The organism is Pseudomonas sp. ESBL9 (assembly GCF_036668715.1).
GTDB lineage: Bacteria > Pseudomonadota > Gammaproteobacteria > Pseudomonadales > Pseudomonadaceae > Aquipseudomonas > Aquipseudomonas lundensis.
Genome location: NZ_JAZEVV010000001.1, coordinates 497623 through 520537, shown reverse-complemented (window position 1 = coordinate 520537; position 22915 = coordinate 497623). Strand labels below are relative to the sequence as shown.

Here is a 22915-nt window from a genome sequence, read left to right as displayed (position 1 = left end):
TCCGCCGTTGAAAAAGCCACGAGGCCTACTGATGAGTATTCCGATTCCTGCGCACACGCCGGACCCGAACATTGACGATCCGGTGATCCCGCCCTCTGACCCGCCACCGGTTCCTGAACAGGACCCACCGCTGGCCGATCCAAAGCCGGTGGGCGACCCACCCAGCGAGATGCCGCCCATCAAGGGCAACCCCGCCGCTTAAGAGACAGATTAAGGAGAGCCACCATGAGCTTTGTCATCGATCGAAATCGCGGCATCTGCGTCTTTTCACGCAGTGAAGGCGAGTTACAGGTGCAGTTACCCAAGATCATCGTCATGAACAACAACCCCTCAGGCATATCCGAAGCACGGGTGGGCCACGCACGCATCGCCATTACCGAGGAAGAGGCAGAAACCTTGGTCGGCGCAGGCGCGGTGGATCAACGGACCATGCGACACGCCACCAGCAAAGGTTCACCGATCTGAACCCTACCTTGGCCTGCACGGTGAGCACCGTGACCCCGGTGCTCACCGCAGCTGTCAACGCACCACGTACAGCGGGTATTCAGGGCTGAGGGTCAAGCAGGTACGCGGCTGGGCATCACGCATCAAGCCTTTGGTGCGTTCATTCATCAAACAGGCCACTTGCTCAGGCGGCGACAAACGCCTCACGTGGTAGTGCAGCGCCTTTAACGGGTGTTGTCGCTCCTCATCACACCGTCCGAGCGCCTGCACGATATGCGCTAGCCCGGTATCGATCAGTGATTGCAGCGGCGCGCCTGTCTGGAGCGCTTTTTCCAGCGCCAGGCAATAACCGCCATAGCTGTCGATCCACGCGTCGATGCAAAACACATGGGGCCCCGGTTGATCGATCAGGATTTGGCCGTTCCACACGCGATCGCCCAGGGTATGCAAGTGCAGGCTGTCGCCATCACTGCTGTCGACCTGCCGCCAGCGCACGATCACTGCCAGTGGCCCGGACGTGAGGCAATACACATGACTCGTGACTTTGAATAATTGGCCGGCCACCGCCTTGGCCGGTTTCTGGCCGAAATTGATGACCGGCATGGTGTTTTCGATCACGATCTGCGGCAGCTCCAGGCCGCTTCTGACTCCATCTGACTCTGAACCTGGTTCAAATATCGCCCCAGCTGCCATTAAGTTGACTCCCAAATCACACGCGTTAGTGCCGACTCACCCGCTTGACACCTGGAGCTGGATTGCCAAGTGAGTCGCAATTTCTTTGATCCCGGTCAGCTTCATTGAACTCACATTGAGTTACAAGCCGCGAGCCCATAAATCACTTGTTGTCACGGGGTGCAGCAGGTTGTCGCAGGCACACCAGATACACCAACTGATACGGTTTTAAAACAGATAGCTGAGCCTGTTATGCAATCAGTTCCCCCGGCATAGTGCTCCGGCCTGATGGAGGCTGATGAGCGAAGACCATGAGCGAACACATTCCCGTCCAGATTCTTGAATCATTTGAGGCTTCTCGACCTCGAGCCGCAAAACCCAAAAGCCCGTCCAGCGATAACGCGATCCATACCCGCAGTTTTTCTGGCCTGTTCCGTACGCTGCGATTAATCGGCGCCGGGTTTCTGTTTCTGCTGTTCTTCGGCACTGTCTGGCTCAGTTGGGACGGCCGCCAGGCCGTCTTGTGGGACCTGTCCGAAAGCAAGTTCCACATCTTTGGCGCCACCTTCTGGCCTCAGGACTTCATCCTGTTGTCAGGGCTATTGATCATCGCCGCGTTCGGTTTGTTCACTATTACTGTGTTTGCAGGACGCGTGTGGTGTGGCTACACCTGCCCGCAAAGCACCTGGACCTGGTTATTCATGTGGTGCGAAAAGGTCACCGAAGGCGACCGTAACCAGCGCATCAAGCTCAAGGCGGCGCCCTGGGGCATCAAAAAAGTCGTGCGCCGTACCGCCAAACATTCGCTGTGGCTGGCGATCAGCGTGATGACGGCATTGACGTTTGTCGGCTATTTCACACCCATTCGGCCGCTGGCCACAGAACTGCTGACCCTGGAAATGGCCGGCGTCAGTCTGTTCTGGGTGCTGTTCTTCACCGGCGCCACCTACATCAACGCCGGCTGGCTGCGTGAAGCCGTGTGCATGCACATGTGCCCGTATGCGCGGTTCCAGAGCGTGATGTTCGACAAGGACACGCTGGCCATTTCTTATGACGTGGCCCGTGGCGAATCCCGTGGACCGCGCAAACGCGGGACCGACCCCAAACAGGCCGGGCTGGGCGATTGCATCGATTGCCACATGTGTGTGCAGGTGTGTCCGACCGGTATCGACATTCGCGACGGCTTGCAGATGGAATGCATCGGCTGTGCGGCCTGTATCGATGCCTGTGATTCAGTAATGGACAAAATGGGCTATGCCCGCGGGCTGGTGCGCTACACCTCCGAACACGAATTGCAGGGTGGCAAGACCCACCTGCTGCGCCCGCGCCTGATTGGCTATGCGGTGGTGCTGGTGGTCATGATCGGTGCTCTGGTGGTGGCGTTGAACCAGCGCAGCATGGTGTCACTGGATGTGATCAAAGACCGCGGTTTGTTCCGTGAGAACAGCCAGGGCCAGATCGAAAACATCTACAGCCTGAAAATCATCAACAAAACCCAGGACACCCAGCACTATCGCGTATCGCTCAAGGACGGCGACGGTTACCAGTTGCAAGGTAAAACCGAGTTGACCCTGGCACCCGGCGAAATCACCGACCTGCCGGTCTCGGTTGCCCTGCTGGCCGATCGCCCGACCAGCAGCTCGCAGATCATCACGTTCGTGGTCACGGACACCGATCAGCCCAGCGTGCGCGGTGTGGCTGACAGCCGTTTCGTGGCGCCGCTCAACCGCTGAGGCATACCCGCCGATCACACACCGGCCCGGTTGCCGCTGCGATGCGCGGCGGCGACAGGTAGAGTGTCGGTGCTGAAACTTTTTGAATAACGCCGGACCGAGCCTTGCCCACATGAAACGTTACGAAAAATTTGCCGACGACATTGCCGAACTGATCCGCTCCGGGGTGCTCGGCCCCGGCCAACGGGTGCCTTCCGTGCGCTATGCCAGCCAGACTTACGGCGTCAGCCCCTCCACCGTGTTTCAGGCCTATTACCTGCTGGAGCGCCGCGGTTTGATCCGGGCCAAGCCGCGCTCCGGGTATTTCGTCAACGCCCATACACCCAGCCCGTTTTGTGAACCGGCGTTCAGCAGCCACGTCACCGAATCCACGGAAGTGGACGTCAGCGGGTTGGTGTTTTCAGTGCTGGATTCGATCAAAGACCCACACACCGTGCCCTTTGGCTCGGCCTTCCCGAGTCCGACGTTATTTCCGTTGCAGCGCCTGGCCCGCTCCATGGCCACCGCCAGCCGCGAAATGGACCCGCGTATGGTGGTCACCGACATGTCCCCCGGCAACCCGCAACTCAGGCGCCAGATTGCCCTGCGTTACATGGTGGGCGGGTTGATGCTGCCGATGGAGGAGTTGCTGATCACCAACGGGGCGCTGGAAGCCTTGAACCTGTGCCTGCAAGCGGTGACCGAACCCGGTGATCTGGTGGCCATTGAAGCGCCAGCGTTTTACGCCTGCCTGCAAGTGCTGGAGCGACTCAAGCTCAAGGCCGTGGAAATCCCCGTGCACCCGCGCGACGGCATTGACCTTGGGGTGCTGGCACACACCCTGGAGCGTCACCCGATCAAGGCGGTGTGGTGCATGACCACCTTCCAGAACCCGATTGGCGCGAGCATGCCCGATGCCAAGAAGCAGGCACTGGTCGACCTGTTGCGTACCCATCAGGTGCCGTTGATCGAAGATGACGTGTACGCCGAACTGTATTACGGCCAACACGCCCCTAAACCGGCCAAAGCCTTCGATACCGAGGGCCTGGTGATGCATTGCGGTTCGTTTGCCAAAAGCCTGGCGCCGGGCTACCGGATCGGCTGGGTGGCGGCGGGTCGCTACGCGCAAAAAGTCGAACGCCTGAAACTGATGACCTCGCTGTGCGCGTCAATGCCCGCGCAGGCAGCCATCGCTGATTACCTGCAACACGGCGGTTACGACCGTCACCTGCGCAAATTGCGGTACGCGCTGGAAGAACAGCAAAGCGCCATGCTGGCCGCGATTGGCCGTTACTTCCCGGCGCAAACCCGGGTCAGCCAGCCCACAGGGGGGTACTTCCTGTGGCTGGAGCTGCCCGAACAGATGGACTCGCTCAAGCTGTTTCAGATGGCGCTGGCCCAAGGCATCAGCATCGCGCCGGGGCCGATCTTCTCGGCAACCCAGCGGTTTCGCAATTGCATCCGCCTCAACTACGGCAGCCCGTGGGATGAAGCCTGTGAAAAAGCCATGGAAACCCTCGGCAAAATCGTGCGCTCGTTTTAGCGCGCCCGGCACCGGGGCCTCACGCTAACCGGGCAGACAGGTGAAGTCCGCCGTGTGGGCCACTTCCTTGCCCTGCCCGTCGACCAGCCGGGCACTGATCTGCGCGCCCAGGCTCGATTCGATGAGTTGGTAATGGCCGCCGGGCTTGAAGCCCTGGTAGCTGACGTTACCCTGGCAATCGACCTGATTTTGATCACCGCTGGCCCCTTCGAACAACGTCACGTCCAGTCGGTGGGCGCCCGGTGTCACCTCAAAAAAACGCCCGTCACGGGTGTTTTTGCCATCCACACGTTCGGCCATCAGGTCGCCAGTGCCCTCTTCCTTGAGGCCAATCCAGGCCTCGCTCGGGTCCTGCGCGGGCATGGGACCGGCGCAGGCCGACAGTAACAGTGCAAGGCTCAGGCCCGGAATCAACAGCAAGGGTTTGACAATCATCGCAACGCGCCTCGAAAACAGACCATGGACACGACGGGGCTGACCTGCCTCCGTCACACAGGCCATCAGCTTGGCCGCCTTCGGGCACAGCGCCAAATGAAGGTGAATGAAGGGATTTTCAGCCCTTTCTTATAGGATCCTTCACGTGCCTGAAAGCGCCGCGTTAGGTTCCAGCGGCAAGACTGCCGGGGTTTGCAATTCCACTCCCCGGAGGTTCAGGCATGCTCGGGCTGGTAAAGACCGCACTGCACAAGCCCTACACATTTATGGTGTTGGCGATTTTCATCTGCATCATTGGCCCCCTGGCCGCCGTGCGTACGCCCACGGACGTGTTCCCGGACATCGGCATTCCGGTGGTTGCCGTGGTATGGCAATACACCGGGCTGGCGCCCGCCGACATGGCGGGGCGGGTCATTTACACCTATGAGCGCTCGCTCAGCACCACCGTGAATGACATCGAACACATCGAGTCACAATCGTTGCCGGGCATGGGCATCGTGAAAATTTTCTTCCAGCCCGGCGTCGACATTCGTACGGCCAACGCCCAAGTCACCGCGGTGTCGCAAACCGTGCTCAAACAAATGCCGCCCGGCATTACCCCGCCCCTGATCCTCAACTACAGCGCCTCCACCGTGCCGATTCTGCAACTGGCGTTCTCCAGCCCTACGCTGTCAGAAGCGCACATCCGCGACCTGGTGCAGAACAACATTCGCTTGCCCCTCAGCGCCCTGCCCGGGCTGGCCATGCCCACCCCCATGGGCGGCAAACAGCGCCAGATTACCCTCGACCTCAACCCCCAAGCGCTGGCCGCCAAGGGCTTGTCGGCGCAGGACGTGGGCACTGCACTGGCGGCCCAAAACCAGATCATCCCCGTGGGCACGGCCAAGCTCGGCACCTATGAATACACGGTGATGCTCAACAACAGCCCCAAGGCCATCGACGAACTCAACGACTTGCCGATCAAAACCGTGAACGGCGCGTTGATTACCATTGGCCAAGTGGCCCACGTGCGTGACGGATCGCCGCCGCAAACCAACATCGTGCGGGTGGACGGCCACCGCGCAGTGCTGATGCCGGCGTTGAAAAACGGCAACATTTCGACCCTGTCCATCGTCGACGGCATTCGCGCGATGCTGCCGCGCATCAATGAGACCCTGCCGCCGTCACTGAAAACCTCGTTGCTGGGCGACGCCTCGGTGTTCGTTAAACAGTCGGTGGGCAGCGTGGCGCAGGAGGGGGTGATTGCCGCCTTGCTGACCAGCGCCATGATTCTGCTGTTTCTCGGCAGTTGGCGTTCGACGCTGATCATTGCGGTGTCGATCCCGCTGGCGGTACTGGCGGCCATTGCGTTGCTGGCGCTGAGCGGGCAAACCCTGAACGTGATGACACTCGGCGGACTGGCCCTGGCGGTGGGCATTCTGGTGGACGACGCCACGGTAACCATCGAGAACATCAACTGGCACCTTGAACAGGGCAAGTCGGTGCGTGAGGCCATCCTGGATGGCGCCAGACAGATCGTCGGCCCGGCGTTTGTCTCGCTGTTGTGCATTTGCATCGTGTTCGTGCCGATGTTTATGTTGCAAGGCATTGCCGGCTACCTGTTCCGCCCGATGGCGCTGGCCGTGATGTTCGCCATGGGCAGTTCCTTTCTGCTGTCGCGCACACTGGTGCCGACGCTGGCGATGTTTTTGCTCAAGCCCCATGTGCCTGAGCAAGGCGTCGGCCATCACCCGGAAAACAGCTACCTCAATCACCACGAAGGCGTACAGCCCAAACAGCCACACTCGCCGCCGGTCCGGGCGCTGCTGCGCTTTCAGCAAGGGTTCGAGCGTCGTTTTTCTACCGTGCGCGACGGTTACTACGGGTTGCTGACACTGGCGCTGGCGTGGCGCAAGCGGTTCCTGCTGGTGTTTATGGGGTGTGTACTGGCCTCGTTCGCGTTGTTGCCCAGCCTTGGGCAAGACTTCTTCCCGACTACCGATGCTGGCGCCCTGGCGTTGCACGTGCGCTTGCCGTTGGGCACGCGCATTGAGGAAAGTGCCGCAGCATTCGACCGCATTGAGTCGCGCATCCGCGAGGTGATCCCGGCCGATCAAGTGGACAGCATCGTCGACAACATTGGTATTCCATTAAGCGGGATCGACATGGCCTACAGCAGCAGCGGCACTATCGGGCCGCAGGACGGCGATATTCAGGTCACGCTCACGGCCGATCATGGGCCGACGGCCGCGTACGTGAAAAAGTTGCGCGAAGTACTGCCCGACAGCTTCCCCGGCAGCCAATTTGCGTTCATGCCCGCCGACATCAGTAGCCAGATTCTCAACTTCGGTGCGCCCGCGCCGCTGGACGTGAAGATTTCCGGACGTGATGACGCTGCCAATCGCGCCTATGCCCTGCAATTGCAGCGCCGTTTACAGCAGGTGCCGGGCATTGCCGACCTGCGCATTCAGCAGTCGGTGGGTTACCCGTCATTGCAGGTGGATGTCGACCGTCAGCGTGCCAGCGGGCTGGGCATTACCGAGCGTGATGTGACCAACAGCATGGTGGCGTCCCTGGCGGGCAGTTCGCAGGTGGCGCCGACCTTCTGGCTCAACCCGCAAAATGGCGTGTCGTACGGGGTGGTCGCGGCCACACCGCAATACCGGCTGGACAGCCTGCCCGCCCTGGAAGCCTTGCCGGTGACGGGCAGTAACGGCCAGTCGCACATCCTCGGCGGGCTCGCCACCCTGCGCCGCGTACACAGCCCGGCCGTGGTCACGCACTACAACATCCAGCCGACCCTCGACCTATACGCCAACATTCAGGGGCGCGATTTGGGCGCCGTGGCCGCCGACGTGCAACAGGTGATTGATAGCGCCGCCGACCTGCGGCCCAAAGGCGCGATCGTCAGCCTGCACGGGCAAATCGACGCCTTGCACGAAGCCTTTAGCGGCCTCGGCGTGGGCTTGCTGGGGGCCGTGGTCCTGATTTATCTGCTGATCGTCGTCAACTTCCAGTCCTGGCTGGACCCGTTCGTCATCATCACCGCCCTGCCCGCAGCCTTGGCCGGGATCGTGTGGATGCTGTTCCTCAGCGGCACCTCGTTGTCGGTGCCAGCCCTGACCGGCGCCATCTTGTGCATGGGCGTGGCGACCGCCAACTCGATTCTGGTGGTGAGTTTTTGCCGCGAACGCCTGGCTGAGCATGGTGACGCGCTGAAGGCCGCGCTGGAAGCGGGCTACAGCCGATTCCGACCGGTCTGCATGACGGCGCTGGCGATGATGTTCGGGATGCTGCCGCTGGCGCTCTCGCAAGAACAAAACGCCCCGCTGGGCCGCGCCGTGATTGGCGGCCTGATGCTGGCCACCGTTGCCACCCTGTTATTCGTGCCCGTGGTGTTTAGCTTGGTGCACGGGCAAAAAGACACTCGCGCTGCTGGAGAAACGCCCCATGTCGTCTGATCAAACACCTTCGCACACGCGCTTGATGTACCTGGGCATCGGCGGCCTGACGCTGGCCGCCCTGCTGGTGGCCAACGGACTGGCGAGCCGCAGCCGGCATGAGCAGGCGGTCAGCCAGTGGACGCAAGCGGCTGCCTTGCCGGTGGTGAGCGTGTTCCAGCCCCGGCAAAACGCCGGGGGCGACACCTTGCGCTTGCCAGCCCACCTTGAGGCCTGGAGCAAAGCGCCCATACAGGCGCGGGTGAACGGCTACCTCAAGAGCTGGCAAAGCGATATCGGCAGCAAGGTGCAAGCGGGTCAGGTGCTGGCGTTGATCGACAGCCCCGATCTGGACCAGCAACTGGCACAAACCCGCGCCCGGATGCTGCAAGCGCAGGCCAATGCAAAGCTGGCGGCGACCACGGCCTCGCGCTGGCAACACCTGCTGGCGTCGCATTCGGTGTCACGTCAGGAAGCCGACGAGAAGCAATCGAATGCGGCCGCCGCGCATGCCAATGCGCAAGCGGCCGAGGCTGATTTCGCACGGCTTTGCTCACTGGAAGCCTACAAAACCATTCGCGCGCCTTTCGCCGGGACCATCACTGCGCGCCATACGGACATTGGCCAGTTGATCAAGGCCGATACGGACAGCGACACCGAGCTGTTTGACATCGCGGATACCCACCAGCTGCGCCTGTATGTGCCAGTGCCCCAAAACTACGCCAGCGTGGTGCGCCCCGGTATGCACGCTCAACTCTCGGTGCCGGAGCATCCGGGGCAAACCTTCAGCGCTCGCCTGATGGGTAACTCAACCTCGGTTGACCCGCGCTCGGGCACGCTGATGGCCCAATTTGTGGTCTCCAATCTCAACGATGCGCTGATGCCTGGCGACTATGCCGAAGCCGTGTTGGCGGTGGCGCCTGACACCCATGGGGTCAGCATTCCCGCCAGCGCGCTGATTTTTCGCGCCCAAGGTACCCAAGTGGCGCTGCTGGATGCATCGCAGCATGTGCACTTGCAGACCATCCATATCGGGTTGGACCTGGGTGATCGGCTGGTGGTCGATCAAGGGCTAAAGACTGCTGATACCGTCATCGACAACCCGCCCGACGCCTTGCGCGACGGTGATGCCGTACGGCTCGCGAACCAGGGAGCGTCCCATGCTGCCAAGGCTTAAGTCTGCACTATGGCTGTGGGTCCTGGCGTTGCAGGGCTGTTCATTGGCCCCCGCCTACACCGTGCCACAGCTCGCATTGCCCACGCATTATCGTGAACAGGCCGATGCTGGTGCCTGGCATCCTGCGCACCCCGCGGATCAACACTCGGCGCATTGGTGGTGGGTGTATCAGGACGCACGCCTCAACGCTCTGCAACAACACTTACTGGACGCCAACCCCGATCTGGCGGCGGCGCTGGCGCATGTTGATGCGGCCCAAGCGTATGCCAGCCAGTTGCATGCCGGTCTGTTCCCGCAATTGACAGCCAGCGCCCAGCCGCTGCGCGAACGTCAATCAGATAGCCGCCCGTTACGCGGTACGACACAACCGTCGGTGTACAACAGCAATACAGCAGGCTTCGCGCTGAATCTCGACCTCGACCTGTGGGGCAAAATTCGCAATCAGGTGGCAGCCGGTGATGCACAGGCGCAGGCGTCAGCCGATGATCTGGCGGTCGCTCGCTTGAGTTTGCAACGGCAATTGACCTGTTTGTATGTGCAGCTCGACGGTCTGGATGCGCAGCAGCGCATTGTGTCCCGCTCGCTGCAGGATTACAGCCAGGCCCTGCAACTGACCCGCGCCCGTTATCTGGGCCAGATTGCCTCTGAAGTCGACCTGACCCGCGCCCAGACCCAACTGGCCCAAGCCCAGGCGCAACTGGATGAGGTGCGCGGGCAGCGCAACTTGACTGAGCATGCCATTGGCGAACTGGTGGGCGAACCCGCCAGCACGTTTGAACTGGCCGCCCGCGAACAAACGCTGTCCCCGCCGGAGCAACCCGACACGCTGCCCGGCGCCCTGTTGCAACGCCGCCCCGACATCGCAGCGGCGGAGCGCAGGGTGTTTGCTGCCAATGCACAGATCGGGGTGGCGAAAGCGGCTTGGTATCCCGACTTTAGCCTGAGCGGATTAATCGGTGGGCAAACCGGGGGGGCAGGCAACCTGTTGGCGGCGGGCAACCGATTCTGGGCACTGGGGCCGCTGGTCAACTTGCCCATTTTTGACGGCGGCCGACTGAATGCGCAGGCGCGTCAGGCCAAGGCCGAATTTGAAAAGGCCAGCGCGTCGTACCGCAGCACGGTCCTGCATGCTGTGCGGGAAGTTGAAGACAACCTTGCGCAGTTGCGCGACCTGCGCCAGCAGCGGCTGGACGAGCAGGCCGCCGCCAATGCGGCGCACAACACCCAGACGCTGGCCACCCGCAGCTATGAAGCGGGAGCGGTAAGTTATCTGGAAGTGGTCACTGCGCAAACCGCCGCCTTGCAGGCGCAACGTCAGGTGCAGGCTCTGCGCACTCGCCAGTTGCAGGCCAGCGTGGCGTTGTTGACGTCGTTAGGGGGCGGCTGGCGTGCTCAGTGATAAACACCACCGGCGCACGCTCAGGGTGCAAAAAAATAATGGCTCAAAGCCTGCGCCTGCGCCGGTTGCCGCTACGCTTAGGAAGCAAAACGGCACCGTGACCGCTTAGTGGGCGGGCTTGTCGACAGGCAACTCAATGATCCGGGCTTGCAGGTTGTCGAGTTGGGTTATCAAGCGGTTCAACATCGCCTGCGCTTCGTCGCGGCTAGTGAAGGGGCCGAGCAGCACGCGTTGAACACCGTCAATTTCCGAAATATAAGAGCTATAACCATGTTCCAGCAGCCTTGCCGTCAAATCACTGAGCGCTTGAGTCTCGCCCAGTTTGACCTCTACCGCCCAGCGAGCCACCGGCGCTTGAACAGTCGATGTGTCAGAAGCTGCTTTAGCCCGTTGAATTTTATCGTTAGACTCCTGACCGCAAGCCGTCAGGGCCAATATTGCTGTCATCATGATGACTTTACGCACTGCGTTTCCCCTATCTTTTTGAGTGGGTCGATTTTATCACTGGGGCAGCGGCCTTTGCTCTCCTTGAACAAATCCGATACGCCCTTATCTAAGACACATAGGCGAGAGCTTTCCTCGTACAGGGAATTGCCACTCTGGCTATGACGTCTGTAATGAGCGGCGCATTTATATGCAGTTAGCAGTATTCTGTAGCCATGACCGAAGCCGCACCGTCTCAGAGACGTGCCATACAAAGCCATCAAGGAGAAAAAAATGCTGATACTCACCCGCAAAGTTGGTGAAAGCATAAACATCGGTGACGATATTACGATCACTATTTTAGGTGTCAGCGGCCAACAGGTCAGAATTGGCATCAACGCACCCAAAGATGTAGCCGTACACCGTGAAGAAATTTACCAGCGCATCCAGGCTGGCCTGACTGCTTCGGACAAAAACGATCAGCACTAAATCTCCGAGGTATCAGCCCTTGGAGTAAGTGTCAGGGCTGCTCAGCCAGCCCTCCTCTTCCTTTCTATTCCCATCTGCGCTGTTTTCCCTTCTGCTCCCTGGTGCGACAACCCGAACCGGGTATCGACTTGACGGTTTCAAGGTCTGCGACCACGCTCATTGCTCGCAGCCGCTTCTCAACCGCTACCGTGCTGCGCAACTCGGCGTCAAAGGTGTCATCACACTTTGAAACCTACTTCTTCATTCAGCCCGTTGCGGGCTGGAACTGCACAGTCAAGGAATGAAAGACATGTCTGATTTGATCGTAGTGGGATTTGACGATACTGAAAAAGCTGACCGCGCCTTGACCAAAATGGTGTCATTGAGCAAAGAGCATCTGGTGGAGCTGGAAGATGCGGTCATTGTTGTTCGTAACAATGAAGGCAAGGTGCACATCAAACAGAATGTGAACCTCACCGCCCTCGGCGCGACCTCCGGCTTGGTCACAGGCGGCCTGTGGGGCGCTCTGGTCGGGCTGCTGTTTCTCAACCCGCTGGCCGGTTTTGCCATCGGCGGCGCGCTCGGTGCGGGCACTGGCGCGCTCTCGGGGTCGTTGAGCGATTACGGCATCGATGACGATTTCATCAAGTCGCTGAGCGAAACCATTCCCAACAACTCTTCGGCCCTGTTCGTGCTGTTGCGTAAGTTCCAGCCCGAGAAAGTGTTGAAGGAACTTGAAGATTCAAACTTCAAGGGCAAAGTGTTGCGCACCTCGCTTTCCCCCGAGCAAGAAGAAAAACTTCAGGCAGCACTCTCTCAAACCAGCCTGACGAAAGCGTAAAAGCCACCCGTTGCCGCTCGTTCGACCGCCTCAAGGGCGGTCGAACGGTTTGAGCCGATCTCAATCGGTAGGGTTATTGTCCGCAAAGGATTTGTTGAGCAGCTGTTTAATGGCGTCATCCGGCATGCCCAAAAATTGCTGATCAAATGTTTCGGCATTCTCGGCGCGAACGGACAGTAGCCCCCACGCCTGTTTGCCATCGGGACTAAACACCACATTCAACTGATTGGCTGCACAATCGTGGGGTTTGCACATCTGGCCGACGGTCCAGGTTTTACCGTCCATGACCACTTTTTCAACAGGAGCCGCAGTGCCCTGACCGGTTTTCACCCAATCCGGGTAAGCCAGCATGGCCGCATACGCTTGTTTATACGGTGCTTGAGTCGTCAGCTCAGGTAGCCGACTTTCGGCAGCCACTCCCGTTGCGACACCCGCCACGACCCACCCCATCAACGCACGCTTTAAAAATCCTGTCATCGAAACGCTCCTTCTATTTCCCAAAACTGACGGTCTGACAACTGCCACAGGTTTAGCGCAGTTTCAGCTCAAGCGCACGGCCGTGCCGGTGGCGAATACCACCAGCATGCCACCGCGACCTGACGGCATGCTGATTTCAAAATTCAGCCCCACAATTGCATCGGCGCGCAGCACACCCGCACGCTCGCGGATTTCATCCGTAACTTCTGCCCGCGCTTCTTTCAACGCGCGCTCCAGCGTCTGAGAACGCCCACCGAAAAAATCCCGCATGCCGGTGAAGAAATCCCGCACGACGTTGATACCGTGTACCGACTCTGCACTGACGACCCCCAGGTACTCCGTGATCTGGCGCCCTTCGATGCTATTGGTTGTGGTGATGATCATTAACCCTTCCTTATGCGAGGTGAGGTCTTGCACCTTCCCTCATTGAGGCACAGGTTACCTCAGACAAAGCAGGCCCGACCGACTTGATCATCAACGTCTGCGGTGCGCTGGTCTTATGAGCAAGCGGTGTTACTGTAGAGGCCAGCCGCGAAACAACCGGCATCAACAATGAACAGACATCCAGCGCCACGACAATCGGGACTTTTTGTGGCGTAGATACACTCGGCAGGTATGCATGTAAAACTGCGTCAGGCAATTTTTTGACCCGCTCAAGGAAGTTCTCAATGGTCCAAAGACACGTCATCAATGCTTCAGTCAGCCCCAAAGGCAGCCTGGAGACGTTATCGCAACGTGAAGTGCAGCAACTGAGTGAAGTCGGCTCAGGCACCAGTTACACCCTGTTCCGCCAATGTGTGCTGGCCATCCTCAACACCGGTGCTCATGTCGACAATGCCAAAACCATCCTTGAAGCGTACAAAGACTTCGAAGTGCGTATTCATCAGCAAGACCGTGGGGTTCGCCTTGAGCTGCTGAACGCTCCGGCTGATGCCTTTGTGGATGGCGAAATGATCGCCAGCACGCGTGAAATGCTGTTCAGCGCCCTGCGCGACATCGTGTACACCCAAAGCGGACTCGACAGCCCGCGCATGGACCTGAGCACCTCGGCCGGTATCACCGACTACGTGTTCCACCTGCTGCGCAACGCGCGCACTTTACGCCCAGGTGTTGAACCCAAAATCGTGGTGTGCTGGGGCGGTCACTCGATCAACACCGAAGAATACAAATACACCAAGAAAGTCGGCCATGAATTGGGCCTGCGGCTGCTGGACATCTGCACTGGCTGTGGTCCCGGCGTCATGAAAGGCCCAATGAAAGGGGCCACGATTTCCCACGCCAAGCAACGCTTGTCGGGCGGACGCTATCTGGGGCTGACCGAACCCGGGATCATTGCGGCCGAAGCGCCCAACCCGATCGTCAATGAACTGGTGATTTTGCCTGACATCGAAAAGCGCCTTGAAGCTTTTGTACGCGTAGGCCACGGCATCATCATCTTCCCGGGCGGTGCAGGCACGGCAGAAGAGTTCCTGTATTTGCTCGGGATTTTGATGCATCCCGACAACAGCGATGTGCCGTTTCCGGTCATTCTGACCGGCCCCAAAGAAGCTGAGCCCTACCTGCAACAGCTCCACGAGTTCGTGGGCGCGACCCTGGGCGACGCGGCGCAAAAGCACTACCAGATCATCATCGATAACCCGCCCGAAGTGGCGCGCCAGATGACAGCCGGGCTTAAAGAGGTCAAACAGTTCCGGCGCGAACGCAATGACGCGTTCCACTTCAACTGGCTCTTAAAGATTGATGAGGGTTTTCAGCGGCCGTTCGATCCGACCCATGCCAACATGGCCAGCCTGCAATTGCGCAAGGACGTGCCACCCCATGAATTGGCTATCAATTTGCGACAGGCTTTTTCAGGCATTGTGGCCGGTAACGTGAAAGAAAAAGGCATTCATCTGATTGAGCAACATGGCCCTTATGAGATCCATGGCGATGCGGCCGTGATGAAGCCCCTGGACAAATTGCTGCAGGCCTTTGTCGAGCAACACCGCATGAAACTCCCCGGTGGCGCAGCGTATGTGCCCTGCTATCGCGTGGTGAGCTAACCGCGCAGCGTCATAGCTGGCCGGGCTACAGGTACGCACTGCGCGCCCCCATGGCTTGGCCGGCCTTAACGGTTTATTTCGACGGTGTGAACGTTTTAACCTTCTCGATCCACGCAGGGTCCAATCGCGTTTGCTCAGTGTCGATGCCCAACGCTTCAAGCCGCGCCTTGTGCAGGTCGATCTCGCGCACCATCTGGCTCAACGCACTGGAGTTAGCATCCAGCTGATACATCTGGGTGATGCCCAGGTGATAAAAACGCAACAGCTTGAGCGCGCTGACATCCCCGGCCATGACACCCGCCGTCACGTAATGCATGACATTTGTGACACGCATCAGGTTGCGTTTGAGTTGCCACCCATACACCGCAGCCGCCATCCAGGGCTGGGACCAGAACACGTAGCGCACCAGCCCAACTGTGACGATCAATGCCGCGATCACCCCGCCTAGATTCAACCGGAAGTTATCCCCGCCCTGCACGCCTGCCAGCATCACTGCCAGGCCAGAAATCACCAGCGCCAGCGAAGCAAACAGTAAAGCGATGTAAAGCGTGCTGCGCCGGGTTTGTTGACGATAAGCCTCAGGACTCATCGGCTTCAGTTCAAACATCACGGTTTAAATACCCCTGCGTGGCTGGAAAAAAACAGGCGCGCATTATGCCATCTAAACCGACTGAGCCGAGGGTTAACTCCCATTAATAACGCCGGTCAACCATCGGATGCCTGGCTCATCAGGCTGAGGGCTTGTTCATATAGCGCTACGCGCTGGGCATGGCCGTTAAGTCCTCCATTGATCGCCCGTGTCACACGCTCAAAATCATCGCCATCTGCCAACACATTGAGGTTACGGGAACTCCAATACCAGCCTGCCGACTCAACTGCCCAGCGCCACTGTTCAAGCAATTGAGGCGTGATCAATAAACGTTCGTCCCCGAACAGGCCCAGGCTGCATTGTTGATAGTTACTCTTGCCCGTCATCTGAATCAGCCCCCGGCCGCGGTAACGCCAACCGTCTCCTGAGGCTTCATCCCCGTTACCCAGACGATTGCTGTACACCCGATTGGCAATGGCCTCGGGTTTGCGGTGCAACTTCTGCGCATCACTGTTGGGAACTCGTCGTGAACGCCCCCCCTCCGTGACTGTTATGTAGGCGCCAGCCGCATTTTTTTCGGCAAATCGTGAACCCCACGTCGCGGCCAAACCACCCGCACTGTAATTAAGGTTCTCGACCAACACTGTAAAACCTGCGCACTCATGCCCCACCTGGGACAAAAACGCCGCTATTCGACGCGGGGTCGTGATCTGCCGCTGCTCCGCCACTTGTTGTAAGGAAGGAAGGTAGTCGTTCATAAATCGTGAACTTTTTGGAAATAATCCCGTCATTAACTCTCGTGTCAACATAGTGCGCTCTTACCATTAATAAAATTAAAAGCTAAGCACTCTCTTTGTAGGTGCGCACCCGCTCATGAAGCAAAAAGACGCTTCCTACTTACAATTGAAAGTTGACCGACACTGTTCACCCACCCCAACCCTTTTAACCTAACCTGCCTGCAGATCCTCATCCGCAGTGGCCTTACAGCAATGTAAGTATTTCCTCCTGTAAATCCTGCCCAGCACGTATAAAACACACACCATACTCAGGCTTAAACACGCAGATTAACTGCCGACCGTCCTTACAGGAGATCATTGCATGACCAGCCATCCTGGCGACAACATGTATATAAATATGCGTTTTATCAATAAGACGGGCTACCGACTGGACTTGCTCGCGGCACACCATACGGCGTTACAGGGCGCTTTCCCTCCAGAGCTATCGGACAATAACCTCGAAGTGCGTGTCGACAAACTCCAGTTCGTGACCACACCCAAGCTGCGAGGTGACATTTTAATTGACTACGACGTTAAAAAATCAATCTTTGAATCTCGCGCGTCCTACACGTTTGACAACAAGATCATTACGTTTGAAAGTAGCTTCTTATATGCCTATGAGAAAAGACTCAATCATCGCGCGCCCAAGGTTACATTCTATTGGACACATCACAGTGCATGTGCCGAGCATCCAGACTTCCCCTGCCGCTCACAAATCACCCACCACAACCCCTCCAGGCCCTACAGCTACACGGTCGACTTTTTTATTGGGTAGCGGTCGTTAAAGTCCCAGGGGCATCTTGCGAAGCGGCTTGACCGACTTGAATGAAAAACTTGAATAGATCTCTTTGACCGCCGGTAAAGCTTGCAGAACTTCACGCGCAAACTCACCAAAAGATTCAAGGTCTTTAGCCACCACTTCAAGCAAGAAATCATAACGACCCGAAATGTTATGACAGGCCACGATCTCAGGAATATCCAGTAAGCACTGCTCGAACTTTCTGGCTGTTTCCTGAGAATGCGAAGCCATCATGACACTGACAAAGGCCGTGACGCCGTACCCCAGTTGCTTGGGCGAGATGATCGCCTGATAACCCGTAATCAGGCCCTGTTGTTCAAGGATTTTGACCCGCCGCCAACAAGGCGAGGTGGTCAACGACACCTGCTCCGCGAGTTCGGCCACCGTTAATCGCGCATTGTTTTGCAATGCAGCCAGCAAGGCTTTATCGGTTCTATCCAGAGCGTTGAGCATACTGTGCCTCTTGATCTCGATGTGGAGGGTATTTATTCCAATAGCACTCGATTTAACCCTTGGAATTGGTATTTATCGCTTCGGATTTGAGCATAGCATTGTAGGAAATATCGGAGCGTCCAGCATGAACGACAAAAAAAATGAGTTCGGCTTTTCTACCCGCGCGATCCATCACGGCTACAACGCCCTAGAGAATCAGGGTGCCCTGATTCCTCCCATTTACCTGACGTCCACGTTTGCTTTTCCGACTGCTGAATACGGCGCAGCGTGTTTCGCCGGAGAAGAAGGCGGGCATTTTTATACACGCATTTCCAATCCCACCCTCGCGCTGCTCGAATCACGCATGGCGACACTGGAAAACGGCGAAGCCGGTATTGCCTTCAGTTCTGGCATGGGCGCTATTGCCACGACCTTCTGGACGCTACTGCGCCCGGGGGATGAACTGATCGTAAGCCGCACCTTGTATGGCTGCACCTTTGCCCTGCTGCATCACGGCATCGGGGAGTTCGGCATCAAGGTCAAACATGTCGACATGACCGACATGCAAGCACTTGAAGCCGCGATCTCCCCCGCCACGCGCATGATCTACTTTGAAACCCCGGCCAACCCCAACATGCAACTCGTCGATATTGCAGCTGTTGCGCGCGTTGCCCACGCCCATCCTGACATCACGGTGGTGATCGACAACACCTACTGCACCCCTTACTTGCAGCGACCGTTGGAGTCAGGCGCCGATGTGGTCATACACTCGGCCACGAAATACCTGAGTGGGCACAGCGATATCACGGCCGGCATTGTAGTCACCTCACAAGCGCTGGCCTCGCGCATTCGCTTGCAGGGCTTGAAGGACCTCACGGGGGCCGTGTTGTCGCCCCACGATGCATACCTGCTCATGCGCGGGCTCAAGACCTTGGCTTTACGCATGGATCGCCATTGCAGCAGTGCTCAGGTAATTGCCCAGTATTTGGAGAATCACCCGGCCGTGAAGTCAGTGTCTTATCCAGGACTACCCTCTTTCGCACACTATGAGTTGGCCAAATCCCAAATGCGCCAACCTGGCGGGATGATTGCTTTCGAGCTAAAGGGAGGCCTGGAAGCCGGCCGGCATTTCATGAACGCTCTGCAACTGATCAGCCGGGCTGTCAGCCTGGGCGGTGCAGAATCTTTGGCGCAACACCCTGCAAGCATGACCCATTCGGCTTACACGAGGGAGGAGCGTGCTCGACACGACATTAGTGAGGGGCTGGTGCGTTTGGCGATTGGCCTGGAAGACGTGGAGGATCTGCTGGCTGATGTTGAACAAGCCCTCACGCACAGCGCCTGAATACCCTTGCGCAAACAGAAAAGGCCGCTGGTTTCGCAGCGGCCTTTTAATGTAAAGGGGGATCAACCCGGCGGAATGGTGGCAAGGATGCCGATCCCAATGGTCAACAGCAGAAATCCGCCCAAAAACCAACCCATCTTAGCCATATCAGTTCCTACCGTAAGTGTGTCGAAAACCAGAACGTGAGCATCAACGGACGGCATCCCTGCACCGTTTAAGGTTCGATGCCTGCTTGAGCGATCTGACTGGCTGCAATTTTCTGCCGATTGTGAGCTGCAATACAGGCGCAGTTGATTCATAAAAATACGGATCAGATGATGAGCTGTACTAATCGAGGGCCTTGGGCAATACCAGATGGCCCGGAGCAACGGCACGTTGGTAGTCGGCCACCACCTCTTGGGCAAGGCTGACAACCGCTTCATTGAGTTCAAGGCCAGCCCCGACGCGCCAACTGGCATAGACCGAAAAGCCGGGCCCAGCACCCATCGGCAATTCAACCAGACTGCCATTACTCAATTCGCGGCTGACCAGCACTGGCGGCAGGACGCCAATGCCAAACCCGTCAGCCACCAGCTTGATAATGGCCGCCACCGAATTGATGCAACTGATGCGTGGCGCGCTCACGCCTTGCTGATGCAGGTAATTGAGCACGTCCTGATGCGGCCGGGACAGCCGCGAAAAGGTCAGGATCCGCTCTTGGCAAAGCGCTGCAAGCCCTTCATACGGGCGATCAAGCGGGGTTCCACTGGCCACCACCCACCGCAACGGATAGCACGCCAAGTGTCTGTTACGCACACCGTCGGCCCGTAATAAGTCTGTCTGGAAAATCAGGTCCAACTGCCCCTTGAGTAACTGCTCATTCAGGTTGAGGGCCGTATCGGCAGTCAGCTCGACTTCAACCTGCGGGTATTCCCGGCTCAGGGCGTTAATCAGCTCGCTTAACCAGCTGTGAATCACGGTGTCCATGACCCCAATGCGCAAGCGGCCTGAAAACGTGTCGGCCTGGCCCAGTGACTGGAGCAAGCGCTGCTGGGTCGCCAGCATCTCCTGCGCATAGCTCAGCACGTTGTGCCCCTCACGGGTCAGGCTGACCCCCCGTGAGTCACGTTGAAACAACTGCACGCCGAGTTCAGCTTCCAGCACCGAGATACGGCTGGAGATCGCCGCTTGTGTACTGGATAGCTTTTCGGCAGTCAGTCGAAAGCTGCCGAGCCGTGCCACCCACACAAAGGTCAAAAGGAATCGCATATTCATGCAGGGTTGCCCGTCCACACCAAACAAGGCTGCCACTGTAAACCCTTGCAACAATCCCAAGCCAGCCCGACCAGGCAAGCCGTTAACCAAACTTTTTTGTTCGGCGGTGACAACTTTTTTTGACTGGACGCAGTGAATAAAGCGCCCAAAGATATCGCTCAATGACGCTCTATCATCGGGCGCCAACAATAAAAAAACACGCTGAGTCCGGCAGCGAATCAATTTTGCGAAAGTGAGCCCGACCGCTTTCGCCTTGCGCGCACCCCAGCCTGCCCTGGCGTTGCGGCATCCAGCCAAGGGATTCACTCCCCATGCAAACCGTCGTCAACCTATGGCCCTTATTGGGCGTATTCGTCATCGTCGTGGGCTTCGTGCTGCGCTTCAATCCTCTACTGGTCGTGAGTTTGGCCGCGATCGTGACCGGCCTTGCAGCCAGCTTCTCCCTGGAGCACATCATCACGTTGATGGGCGAAGGGTTTCTGCAAACCCGCGCCTTGCAACTGATCCTGCTGCTGCCCCTCGCAGTGATCGGTTTGCTGGAGCGCCATGGCTTGCGTTTGCATGCGCAGAACTGGATCGCCAAGTTTCAACGGGCCACGGTCGGTCGCCTGCTGATCATGTATCTGTTCGTGCGGGAGACCACCGCGGCGGTGGGCTTGACCAGCCTGGGTGGCCACCCGCAGATGGTGCGCCCTTTGTTGGCCCCCATGGCCGAGGGCGCGGCTGAAAATAAGTTCGGTAAGTTGCCCGAAGCACTGCGTCATAAGGTGCTGGCCATGTGCGCGGCCACCGACAATGTCGGTTTGTTCTTTGGCGAAGATGTATTCGTAGCCTTTGGCGCAATCGCCTTGATGCATACCTTTTTACTGGGCTCGGGTCTCGATGTAGAACCTTTACACATCGCATTCTGGGGAATTCCCACGGCTATCTGCGCCTTTATCGTGCATGCCCTGCGCCTGTATCGCTTCGACTTGCAGCTGACGCGCCAACTGACCTCGCCGCAATCGTCCATCACGCCTGGCTCGCGGGAGGCTGCACAATGATCATCTCCATTGAGTACTTCTACTGGCTGGCTGGCGTGTTGTTAATGGTCACCGCCGCTATGATCGCCTGCGACAAGACCCATCCAAAACGCTGGAGCAGCAGCCTGTTCTGGGCACTGTTTGCCATCGTTTTCCTGGTAGGCGACCGCTTGCCGCCGTTCGCTGTAGGCGTAGGCGTACTGGTCATGGCAGTGATCGCAGGTGTGGGCGGCGTAGGCCGCGGAACGCATGCCGAATTACACGTCAAGGCAGCACGCGCCAGCGCCGGGCGACTGGGACACAAGCTGTTCATCCCTGCCCTGTCGATTCCTCTGGTCACGGTTATCGGCTCCATGCTGCTCAAACACACGCAAATTGCTGGCGTGCCGCTGCTGGACCCCAAAAACACCACGTTCGTGTCCTTGGGACTGGGCTGTATTGTGGCCTTGATTCTGGCCTGCCTGCTGACTCGCGATACGCCCCTGCAAAGCCTGCGCGAATCACGCCGTCTGACCGAGGCACTGGGCTGGACCATGGTGCTGCCGCAAATGCTGGCCATGCTCGGCCTGCTGTTTAACGATGCGGGAGTGGGTACAGCCGTGGCGCACGTCGCAACGTCCTACATCAACATGGACTACCGCCTGATCGCGGTGATGGTGTATGTGCTGGGCATGGCGTTGTTTACCGTGATCATGGGCAACGGGTTTGCGGCGTTCCCGGTGATGACCGGTGGCGTGGGTGTTCCAGTGCTGGTGGGTATTTACGATGCCAACCCGGCCGTCATGGCCGCCATTGGCATGTTCTCGGGGTACTGCGGAACACTGATGACGCCGATGGCGGCCAACTTCAATATCGTGCCGGTGGCCCTGTTGGAGATTCCGGACAAATACGCGGTGATCAAAGCGCAAATGCCGACGGCACTGATGATGCTGCTGGTCAATATTGTCCTGCTCTATCTGCTGATGTGAGGTACCCATGCGTACTGTGTTGCTGACAGGTTTCGAACCGTTCGATCAAGACACGCTCAACCCCTCATGGGAAGCCGTGAAAGCGCTCGATCAACGCCTGATAAAGGAAGACACCCGGATTGTTTCGCGGCAGTTGCCGTGCGTGTTTTCCCAAGCCCCGGCCCGTTTGCGCGAGCTGTTGGAGACCGTGCGGCCAGACCTGGTCATTGCCGTAGGACTAGGGCCAGGACGCACCGATATTGCCATCGAGCGCGTGGCAATCAATCTCAACGATGCGCGCATTCCCGACAACCTGGGCGACCAGCCCATCGACACCCCAGTGGTCATGGAAGGCCCGGCAGCCTACTTCAGTACATTGCCGATCAAGGCCATGGTGAGGGCGTTAAGGGCTGAGGGCATTCCGGCGTCAGTGTCCCAGACGGCCGGAACCTTCGTCTGCAATCAGGTGTTCTATTGCTTGCAACACGCCCTGGCAGGTACTGGCATACGCAGCGGATTCATCCACGTGCCGTATCTCCCGCAGCAGGTAGCGCTGGCGCCTCAGCCAGTGGCTTCCATGAGCCTTGAAACACAGGTCCAGGGGTTGCGTGTGGCAATCATTACAGCGCTTGAGACCTGGGTAGACGTCCCCGATTCAGGGGGTCAGGTGAGCTGACGGCTGCGCAGGCAAGCCCTCGC

24 protein-coding genes are annotated in these 22915 nt (G+C 58.4%); 15 read left to right on the top strand and 9 right to left on the bottom strand.

Features of this window, described 5'->3' with window-relative positions:
- Window positions 1-31: 31 nt before the first annotated feature.
- Together V6F78_RS02255 and V6F78_RS02250 are read left to right on the top strand one after the other, a co-directional pair.
- Entirely contained in the window at window positions 32-202 is a 171-nt protein-coding gene (locus V6F78_RS02255; RefSeq protein WP_169838267.1) for a hypothetical protein, read from the top strand.
- A gap of 23 nt (window positions 203-225) precedes the next feature.
- Window positions 226-465 (top strand): DUF3203 family protein, encoded by a 240-nt coding sequence (locus tag V6F78_RS02250; RefSeq protein ID WP_169859079.1) that lies wholly within the window; start codon window positions 226-228, stop codon window positions 463-465.
- Window positions 466-519: 54 nt separating this feature from the next.
- Here the strand turns inward: V6F78_RS02250 and V6F78_RS02245 are convergent, their stop codons facing one another.
- A complete protein-coding gene (locus tag V6F78_RS02245; protein ID WP_047291315.1) occupies window positions 520-1062 on the bottom strand; it encodes a maltotransferase domain-containing protein in 543 nt (180 codons plus the stop codon).
- A 365-nt stretch (window positions 1063-1427) separates the two neighbouring features.
- Here V6F78_RS02245 and ccoG point away from each other — a divergent pair, with 365 nt between their 5' ends.
- A complete protein-coding gene (gene ccoG, locus V6F78_RS02240; RefSeq protein WP_169839092.1) occupies window positions 1428-2849 on the top strand; it encodes a cytochrome c oxidase accessory protein CcoG in 1422 nt (473 codons plus the stop codon).
- Between the two features lie 112 nt (window positions 2850-2961).
- The gene (gene mapR / locus V6F78_RS02235) at window positions 2962-4371 is read left to right on the top strand and encodes a GntR family transcriptional regulator MpaR (protein WP_047274910.1); all 1410 of its coding nucleotides are present in this window, start codon (window positions 2962-2964) and stop codon (window positions 4369-4371) included.
- A gap of 24 nt (window positions 4372-4395) precedes the next feature.
- Here the strand turns inward: mapR and V6F78_RS02230 are convergent, their stop codons facing one another.
- Window positions 4396-4806: a PA0061/PA0062 family lipoprotein gene (locus tag V6F78_RS02230; RefSeq protein WP_047277244.1), complete on the bottom strand. Its 411-nt coding sequence runs from the start codon at window positions 4804-4806 to the stop codon at window positions 4396-4398.
- A 221-nt stretch (window positions 4807-5027) separates the two neighbouring features.
- Between V6F78_RS02230 and V6F78_RS02225 the strand changes: the two genes are divergently transcribed.
- The 3 genes from V6F78_RS02225 to V6F78_RS02215 are packed head-to-tail and all read left to right on the top strand — an operon-like array spanning window position 5028 to window position 10801.
- Window positions 5028-8246 carry an efflux RND transporter permease subunit gene (locus V6F78_RS02225; RefSeq protein ID WP_095008309.1) on the top strand — a complete coding sequence of 1073 codons (3219 nt, stop codon included), beginning with the start codon at window positions 5028-5030 and terminating at the stop codon, window positions 8244-8246.
- Entirely contained in the window at window positions 8236-9402 is a 1167-nt protein-coding gene (locus V6F78_RS02220) for an efflux RND transporter periplasmic adaptor subunit (RefSeq protein ID WP_094990834.1), read from the top strand. The genes V6F78_RS02225 and V6F78_RS02220 overlap by 11 nt, the downstream gene beginning before the upstream one ends.
- Window positions 9386-10801 (top strand): efflux transporter outer membrane subunit, encoded by a 1416-nt coding sequence (locus V6F78_RS02215; RefSeq protein WP_094990835.1) that lies wholly within the window; start codon window positions 9386-9388, stop codon window positions 10799-10801. Before V6F78_RS02220 ends, V6F78_RS02215 begins: the two co-directional genes overlap by 17 nt.
- 105 nt (window positions 10802-10906) lie before the next feature.
- Here V6F78_RS02215 and V6F78_RS02210 read toward each other — a convergent pair whose 3' ends face one another.
- Entirely contained in the window at window positions 10907-11266 is a 360-nt protein-coding gene (locus V6F78_RS02210) for an SPOR domain-containing protein (protein WP_047291305.1), read from the bottom strand.
- A 252-nt stretch (window positions 11267-11518) separates the two neighbouring features.
- On the opposite strand from V6F78_RS02210, the gene csrA reads away from it, so the two are divergent.
- Together csrA and V6F78_RS02200 are read left to right on the top strand one after the other, a co-directional pair.
- A complete protein-coding gene (gene csrA / locus V6F78_RS02205) occupies window positions 11519-11713 on the top strand; it encodes a carbon storage regulator CsrA (RefSeq protein ID WP_070415077.1) in 195 nt (64 codons plus the stop codon).
- A gap of 289 nt (window positions 11714-12002) precedes the next feature.
- Window positions 12003-12533 (top strand): DUF1269 domain-containing protein, encoded by a 531-nt coding sequence (locus V6F78_RS02200; RefSeq protein WP_332726544.1) that lies wholly within the window; start codon window positions 12003-12005, stop codon window positions 12531-12533.
- A 60-nt stretch (window positions 12534-12593) separates the two neighbouring features.
- Here V6F78_RS02200 and V6F78_RS02195 read toward each other — a convergent pair whose 3' ends face one another.
- Entirely contained in the window at window positions 12594-13010 is a 417-nt protein-coding gene (locus V6F78_RS02195; protein WP_047280344.1) for an Ivy family c-type lysozyme inhibitor, read from the bottom strand.
- A 63-nt stretch (window positions 13011-13073) separates the two neighbouring features.
- On the bottom strand, window positions 13074-13394 hold the full coding sequence (locus V6F78_RS02190) for a YbjQ family protein (RefSeq protein WP_047274926.1): 321 nt from the start codon (window positions 13392-13394) through the stop codon (window positions 13074-13076).
- A gap of 284 nt (window positions 13395-13678) precedes the next feature.
- Between V6F78_RS02190 and ppnN the strand changes: the two genes are divergently transcribed.
- Window positions 13679-15052: a nucleotide 5'-monophosphate nucleosidase PpnN gene (gene ppnN / locus V6F78_RS02185; protein ID WP_314398525.1), complete on the top strand. Its 1374-nt coding sequence runs from the start codon at window positions 13679-13681 to the stop codon at window positions 15050-15052.
- 73 nt (window positions 15053-15125) lie between these two features.
- On the opposite strand, the gene V6F78_RS02180 is transcribed toward ppnN, so the two are convergent.
- Window positions 15126-15659, bottom strand: coding sequence for a DUF3087 family protein (locus V6F78_RS02180; RefSeq protein WP_047291304.1), 534 nt, complete (start codon window positions 15657-15659; stop codon window positions 15126-15128).
- Between the two features lie 98 nt (window positions 15660-15757).
- Entirely contained in the window at window positions 15758-16399 is a 642-nt protein-coding gene (locus V6F78_RS02175) for a glycoside hydrolase family 19 protein (protein ID WP_262380819.1), read from the bottom strand.
- A 340-nt stretch (window positions 16400-16739) separates the two neighbouring features.
- Here V6F78_RS02175 and V6F78_RS02170 point away from each other — a divergent pair, with 340 nt between their 5' ends.
- Complete coding sequence (locus V6F78_RS02170) at window positions 16740-17192, top strand: hypothetical protein (RefSeq protein ID WP_052959342.1); 453 nt, start codon at window positions 16740-16742, stop codon at window positions 17190-17192.
- Window positions 17193-17198: 6 nt separating this feature from the next.
- Here V6F78_RS02170 and V6F78_RS02165 read toward each other — a convergent pair whose 3' ends face one another.
- Entirely contained in the window at window positions 17199-17669 is a 471-nt protein-coding gene (locus V6F78_RS02165) for an Lrp/AsnC family transcriptional regulator (protein WP_047274935.1), read from the bottom strand.
- Window positions 17670-17793: 124 nt separating this feature from the next.
- Here V6F78_RS02165 and V6F78_RS02160 point away from each other — a divergent pair, with 124 nt between their 5' ends.
- Window positions 17794-18993, top strand: coding sequence for a methionine gamma-lyase (locus tag V6F78_RS02160; protein ID WP_047291300.1), 1200 nt, complete (start codon window positions 17794-17796; stop codon window positions 18991-18993).
- Window positions 18994-19320: 327 nt separating this feature from the next.
- On the opposite strand, the gene V6F78_RS02155 is transcribed toward V6F78_RS02160, so the two are convergent.
- Window positions 19321-20247, bottom strand: coding sequence for a LysR family transcriptional regulator (locus V6F78_RS02155; RefSeq protein WP_070415107.1), 927 nt, complete (start codon window positions 20245-20247; stop codon window positions 19321-19323).
- A gap of 311 nt (window positions 20248-20558) precedes the next feature.
- Here V6F78_RS02155 and V6F78_RS02150 point away from each other — a divergent pair, with 311 nt between their 5' ends.
- From V6F78_RS02150 to pcp, 3 genes are read left to right on the top strand one after another with little or no spacing between them, the layout of a single operon-like run.
- A complete protein-coding gene (locus V6F78_RS02150; RefSeq protein ID WP_047274939.1) occupies window positions 20559-21290 on the top strand; it encodes a DUF969 domain-containing protein in 732 nt (243 codons plus the stop codon).
- Window positions 21287-22237: a DUF979 domain-containing protein gene (locus V6F78_RS02145; RefSeq protein ID WP_047291296.1), complete on the top strand. Its 951-nt coding sequence runs from the start codon at window positions 21287-21289 to the stop codon at window positions 22235-22237. Before V6F78_RS02150 ends, V6F78_RS02145 begins: the two co-directional genes overlap by 4 nt.
- Before the next feature lie 7 nt (window positions 22238-22244).
- The gene (gene pcp, locus V6F78_RS02140) at window positions 22245-22892 is read left to right on the top strand and encodes a pyroglutamyl-peptidase I (RefSeq protein WP_169859067.1); all 648 of its coding nucleotides are present in this window, start codon (window positions 22245-22247) and stop codon (window positions 22890-22892) included.
- Window positions 22893-22915 lie beyond the last annotated feature (23 nt).

What these genes read in the sequence shown, in the direction of transcription:
- ccoG (WP_169839092.1), top strand. Translation starts at nt 1,428, where the DNA reads ATGAGCGAACACATTCCCGTCCAGATTCTTGAATCATTTGAGGCTTCT.
- V6F78_RS02155 (WP_070415107.1), bottom strand. Translation starts at nt 20,247, where the DNA reads ATGAATATGCGATTCCTTTTGACCTTTGTGTGGGTGGCACGGCTCGGC.
- V6F78_RS02220 (WP_094990834.1), top strand. Translation starts at nt 8,236, where the DNA reads ATGTCGTCTGATCAAACACCTTCGCACACGCGCTTGATGTACCTGGGC.
- V6F78_RS02145 (WP_047291296.1), top strand. Translation starts at nt 21,287, where the DNA reads ATGATCATCTCCATTGAGTACTTCTACTGGCTGGCTGGCGTGTTGTTA.
- V6F78_RS02215 (WP_094990835.1), top strand. Translation starts at nt 9,386, where the DNA reads ATGCTGCCAAGGCTTAAGTCTGCACTATGGCTGTGGGTCCTGGCGTTG.
- ppnN (WP_314398525.1), top strand. Translation starts at nt 13,679, where the DNA reads ATGGTCCAAAGACACGTCATCAATGCTTCAGTCAGCCCCAAAGGCAGC.
- V6F78_RS02250 (WP_169859079.1), top strand. Translation starts at nt 226, where the DNA reads ATGAGCTTTGTCATCGATCGAAATCGCGGCATCTGCGTCTTTTCACGC.
- V6F78_RS02225 (WP_095008309.1), top strand. Translation starts at nt 5,028, where the DNA reads ATGCTCGGGCTGGTAAAGACCGCACTGCACAAGCCCTACACATTTATG.
- V6F78_RS02200 (WP_332726544.1), top strand. Translation starts at nt 12,003, where the DNA reads ATGTCTGATTTGATCGTAGTGGGATTTGACGATACTGAAAAAGCTGAC.
- pcp (WP_169859067.1), top strand. Translation starts at nt 22,245, where the DNA reads ATGCGTACTGTGTTGCTGACAGGTTTCGAACCGTTCGATCAAGACACG.
- V6F78_RS02165 (WP_047274935.1), bottom strand. Translation starts at nt 17,669, where the DNA reads ATGCTCAACGCTCTGGATAGAACCGATAAAGCCTTGCTGGCTGCATTG.
- V6F78_RS02190 (WP_047274926.1), bottom strand. Translation starts at nt 13,394, where the DNA reads ATGATCATCACCACAACCAATAGCATCGAAGGGCGCCAGATCACGGAG.
- csrA (WP_070415077.1), top strand. Translation starts at nt 11,519, where the DNA reads ATGCTGATACTCACCCGCAAAGTTGGTGAAAGCATAAACATCGGTGAC.
- V6F78_RS02150 (WP_047274939.1), top strand. Translation starts at nt 20,559, where the DNA reads ATGCAAACCGTCGTCAACCTATGGCCCTTATTGGGCGTATTCGTCATC.
- V6F78_RS02160 (WP_047291300.1), top strand. Translation starts at nt 17,794, where the DNA reads ATGAACGACAAAAAAAATGAGTTCGGCTTTTCTACCCGCGCGATCCAT.
- V6F78_RS02180 (WP_047291304.1), bottom strand. Translation starts at nt 15,659, where the DNA reads ATGTTTGAACTGAAGCCGATGAGTCCTGAGGCTTATCGTCAACAAACC.
- V6F78_RS02255 (WP_169838267.1), top strand. Translation starts at nt 32, where the DNA reads ATGAGTATTCCGATTCCTGCGCACACGCCGGACCCGAACATTGACGAT.
- V6F78_RS02230 (WP_047277244.1), bottom strand. Translation starts at nt 4,806, where the DNA reads ATGATTGTCAAACCCTTGCTGTTGATTCCGGGCCTGAGCCTTGCACTG.
- V6F78_RS02170 (WP_052959342.1), top strand. Translation starts at nt 16,740, where the DNA reads ATGACCAGCCATCCTGGCGACAACATGTATATAAATATGCGTTTTATC.
- V6F78_RS02175 (WP_262380819.1), bottom strand. Translation starts at nt 16,399, where the DNA reads ATGAACGACTACCTTCCTTCCTTACAACAAGTGGCGGAGCAGCGGCAG.
- V6F78_RS02195 (WP_047280344.1), bottom strand. Translation starts at nt 13,010, where the DNA reads ATGACAGGATTTTTAAAGCGTGCGTTGATGGGGTGGGTCGTGGCGGGT.
- mapR (WP_047274910.1), top strand. Translation starts at nt 2,962, where the DNA reads ATGAAACGTTACGAAAAATTTGCCGACGACATTGCCGAACTGATCCGC.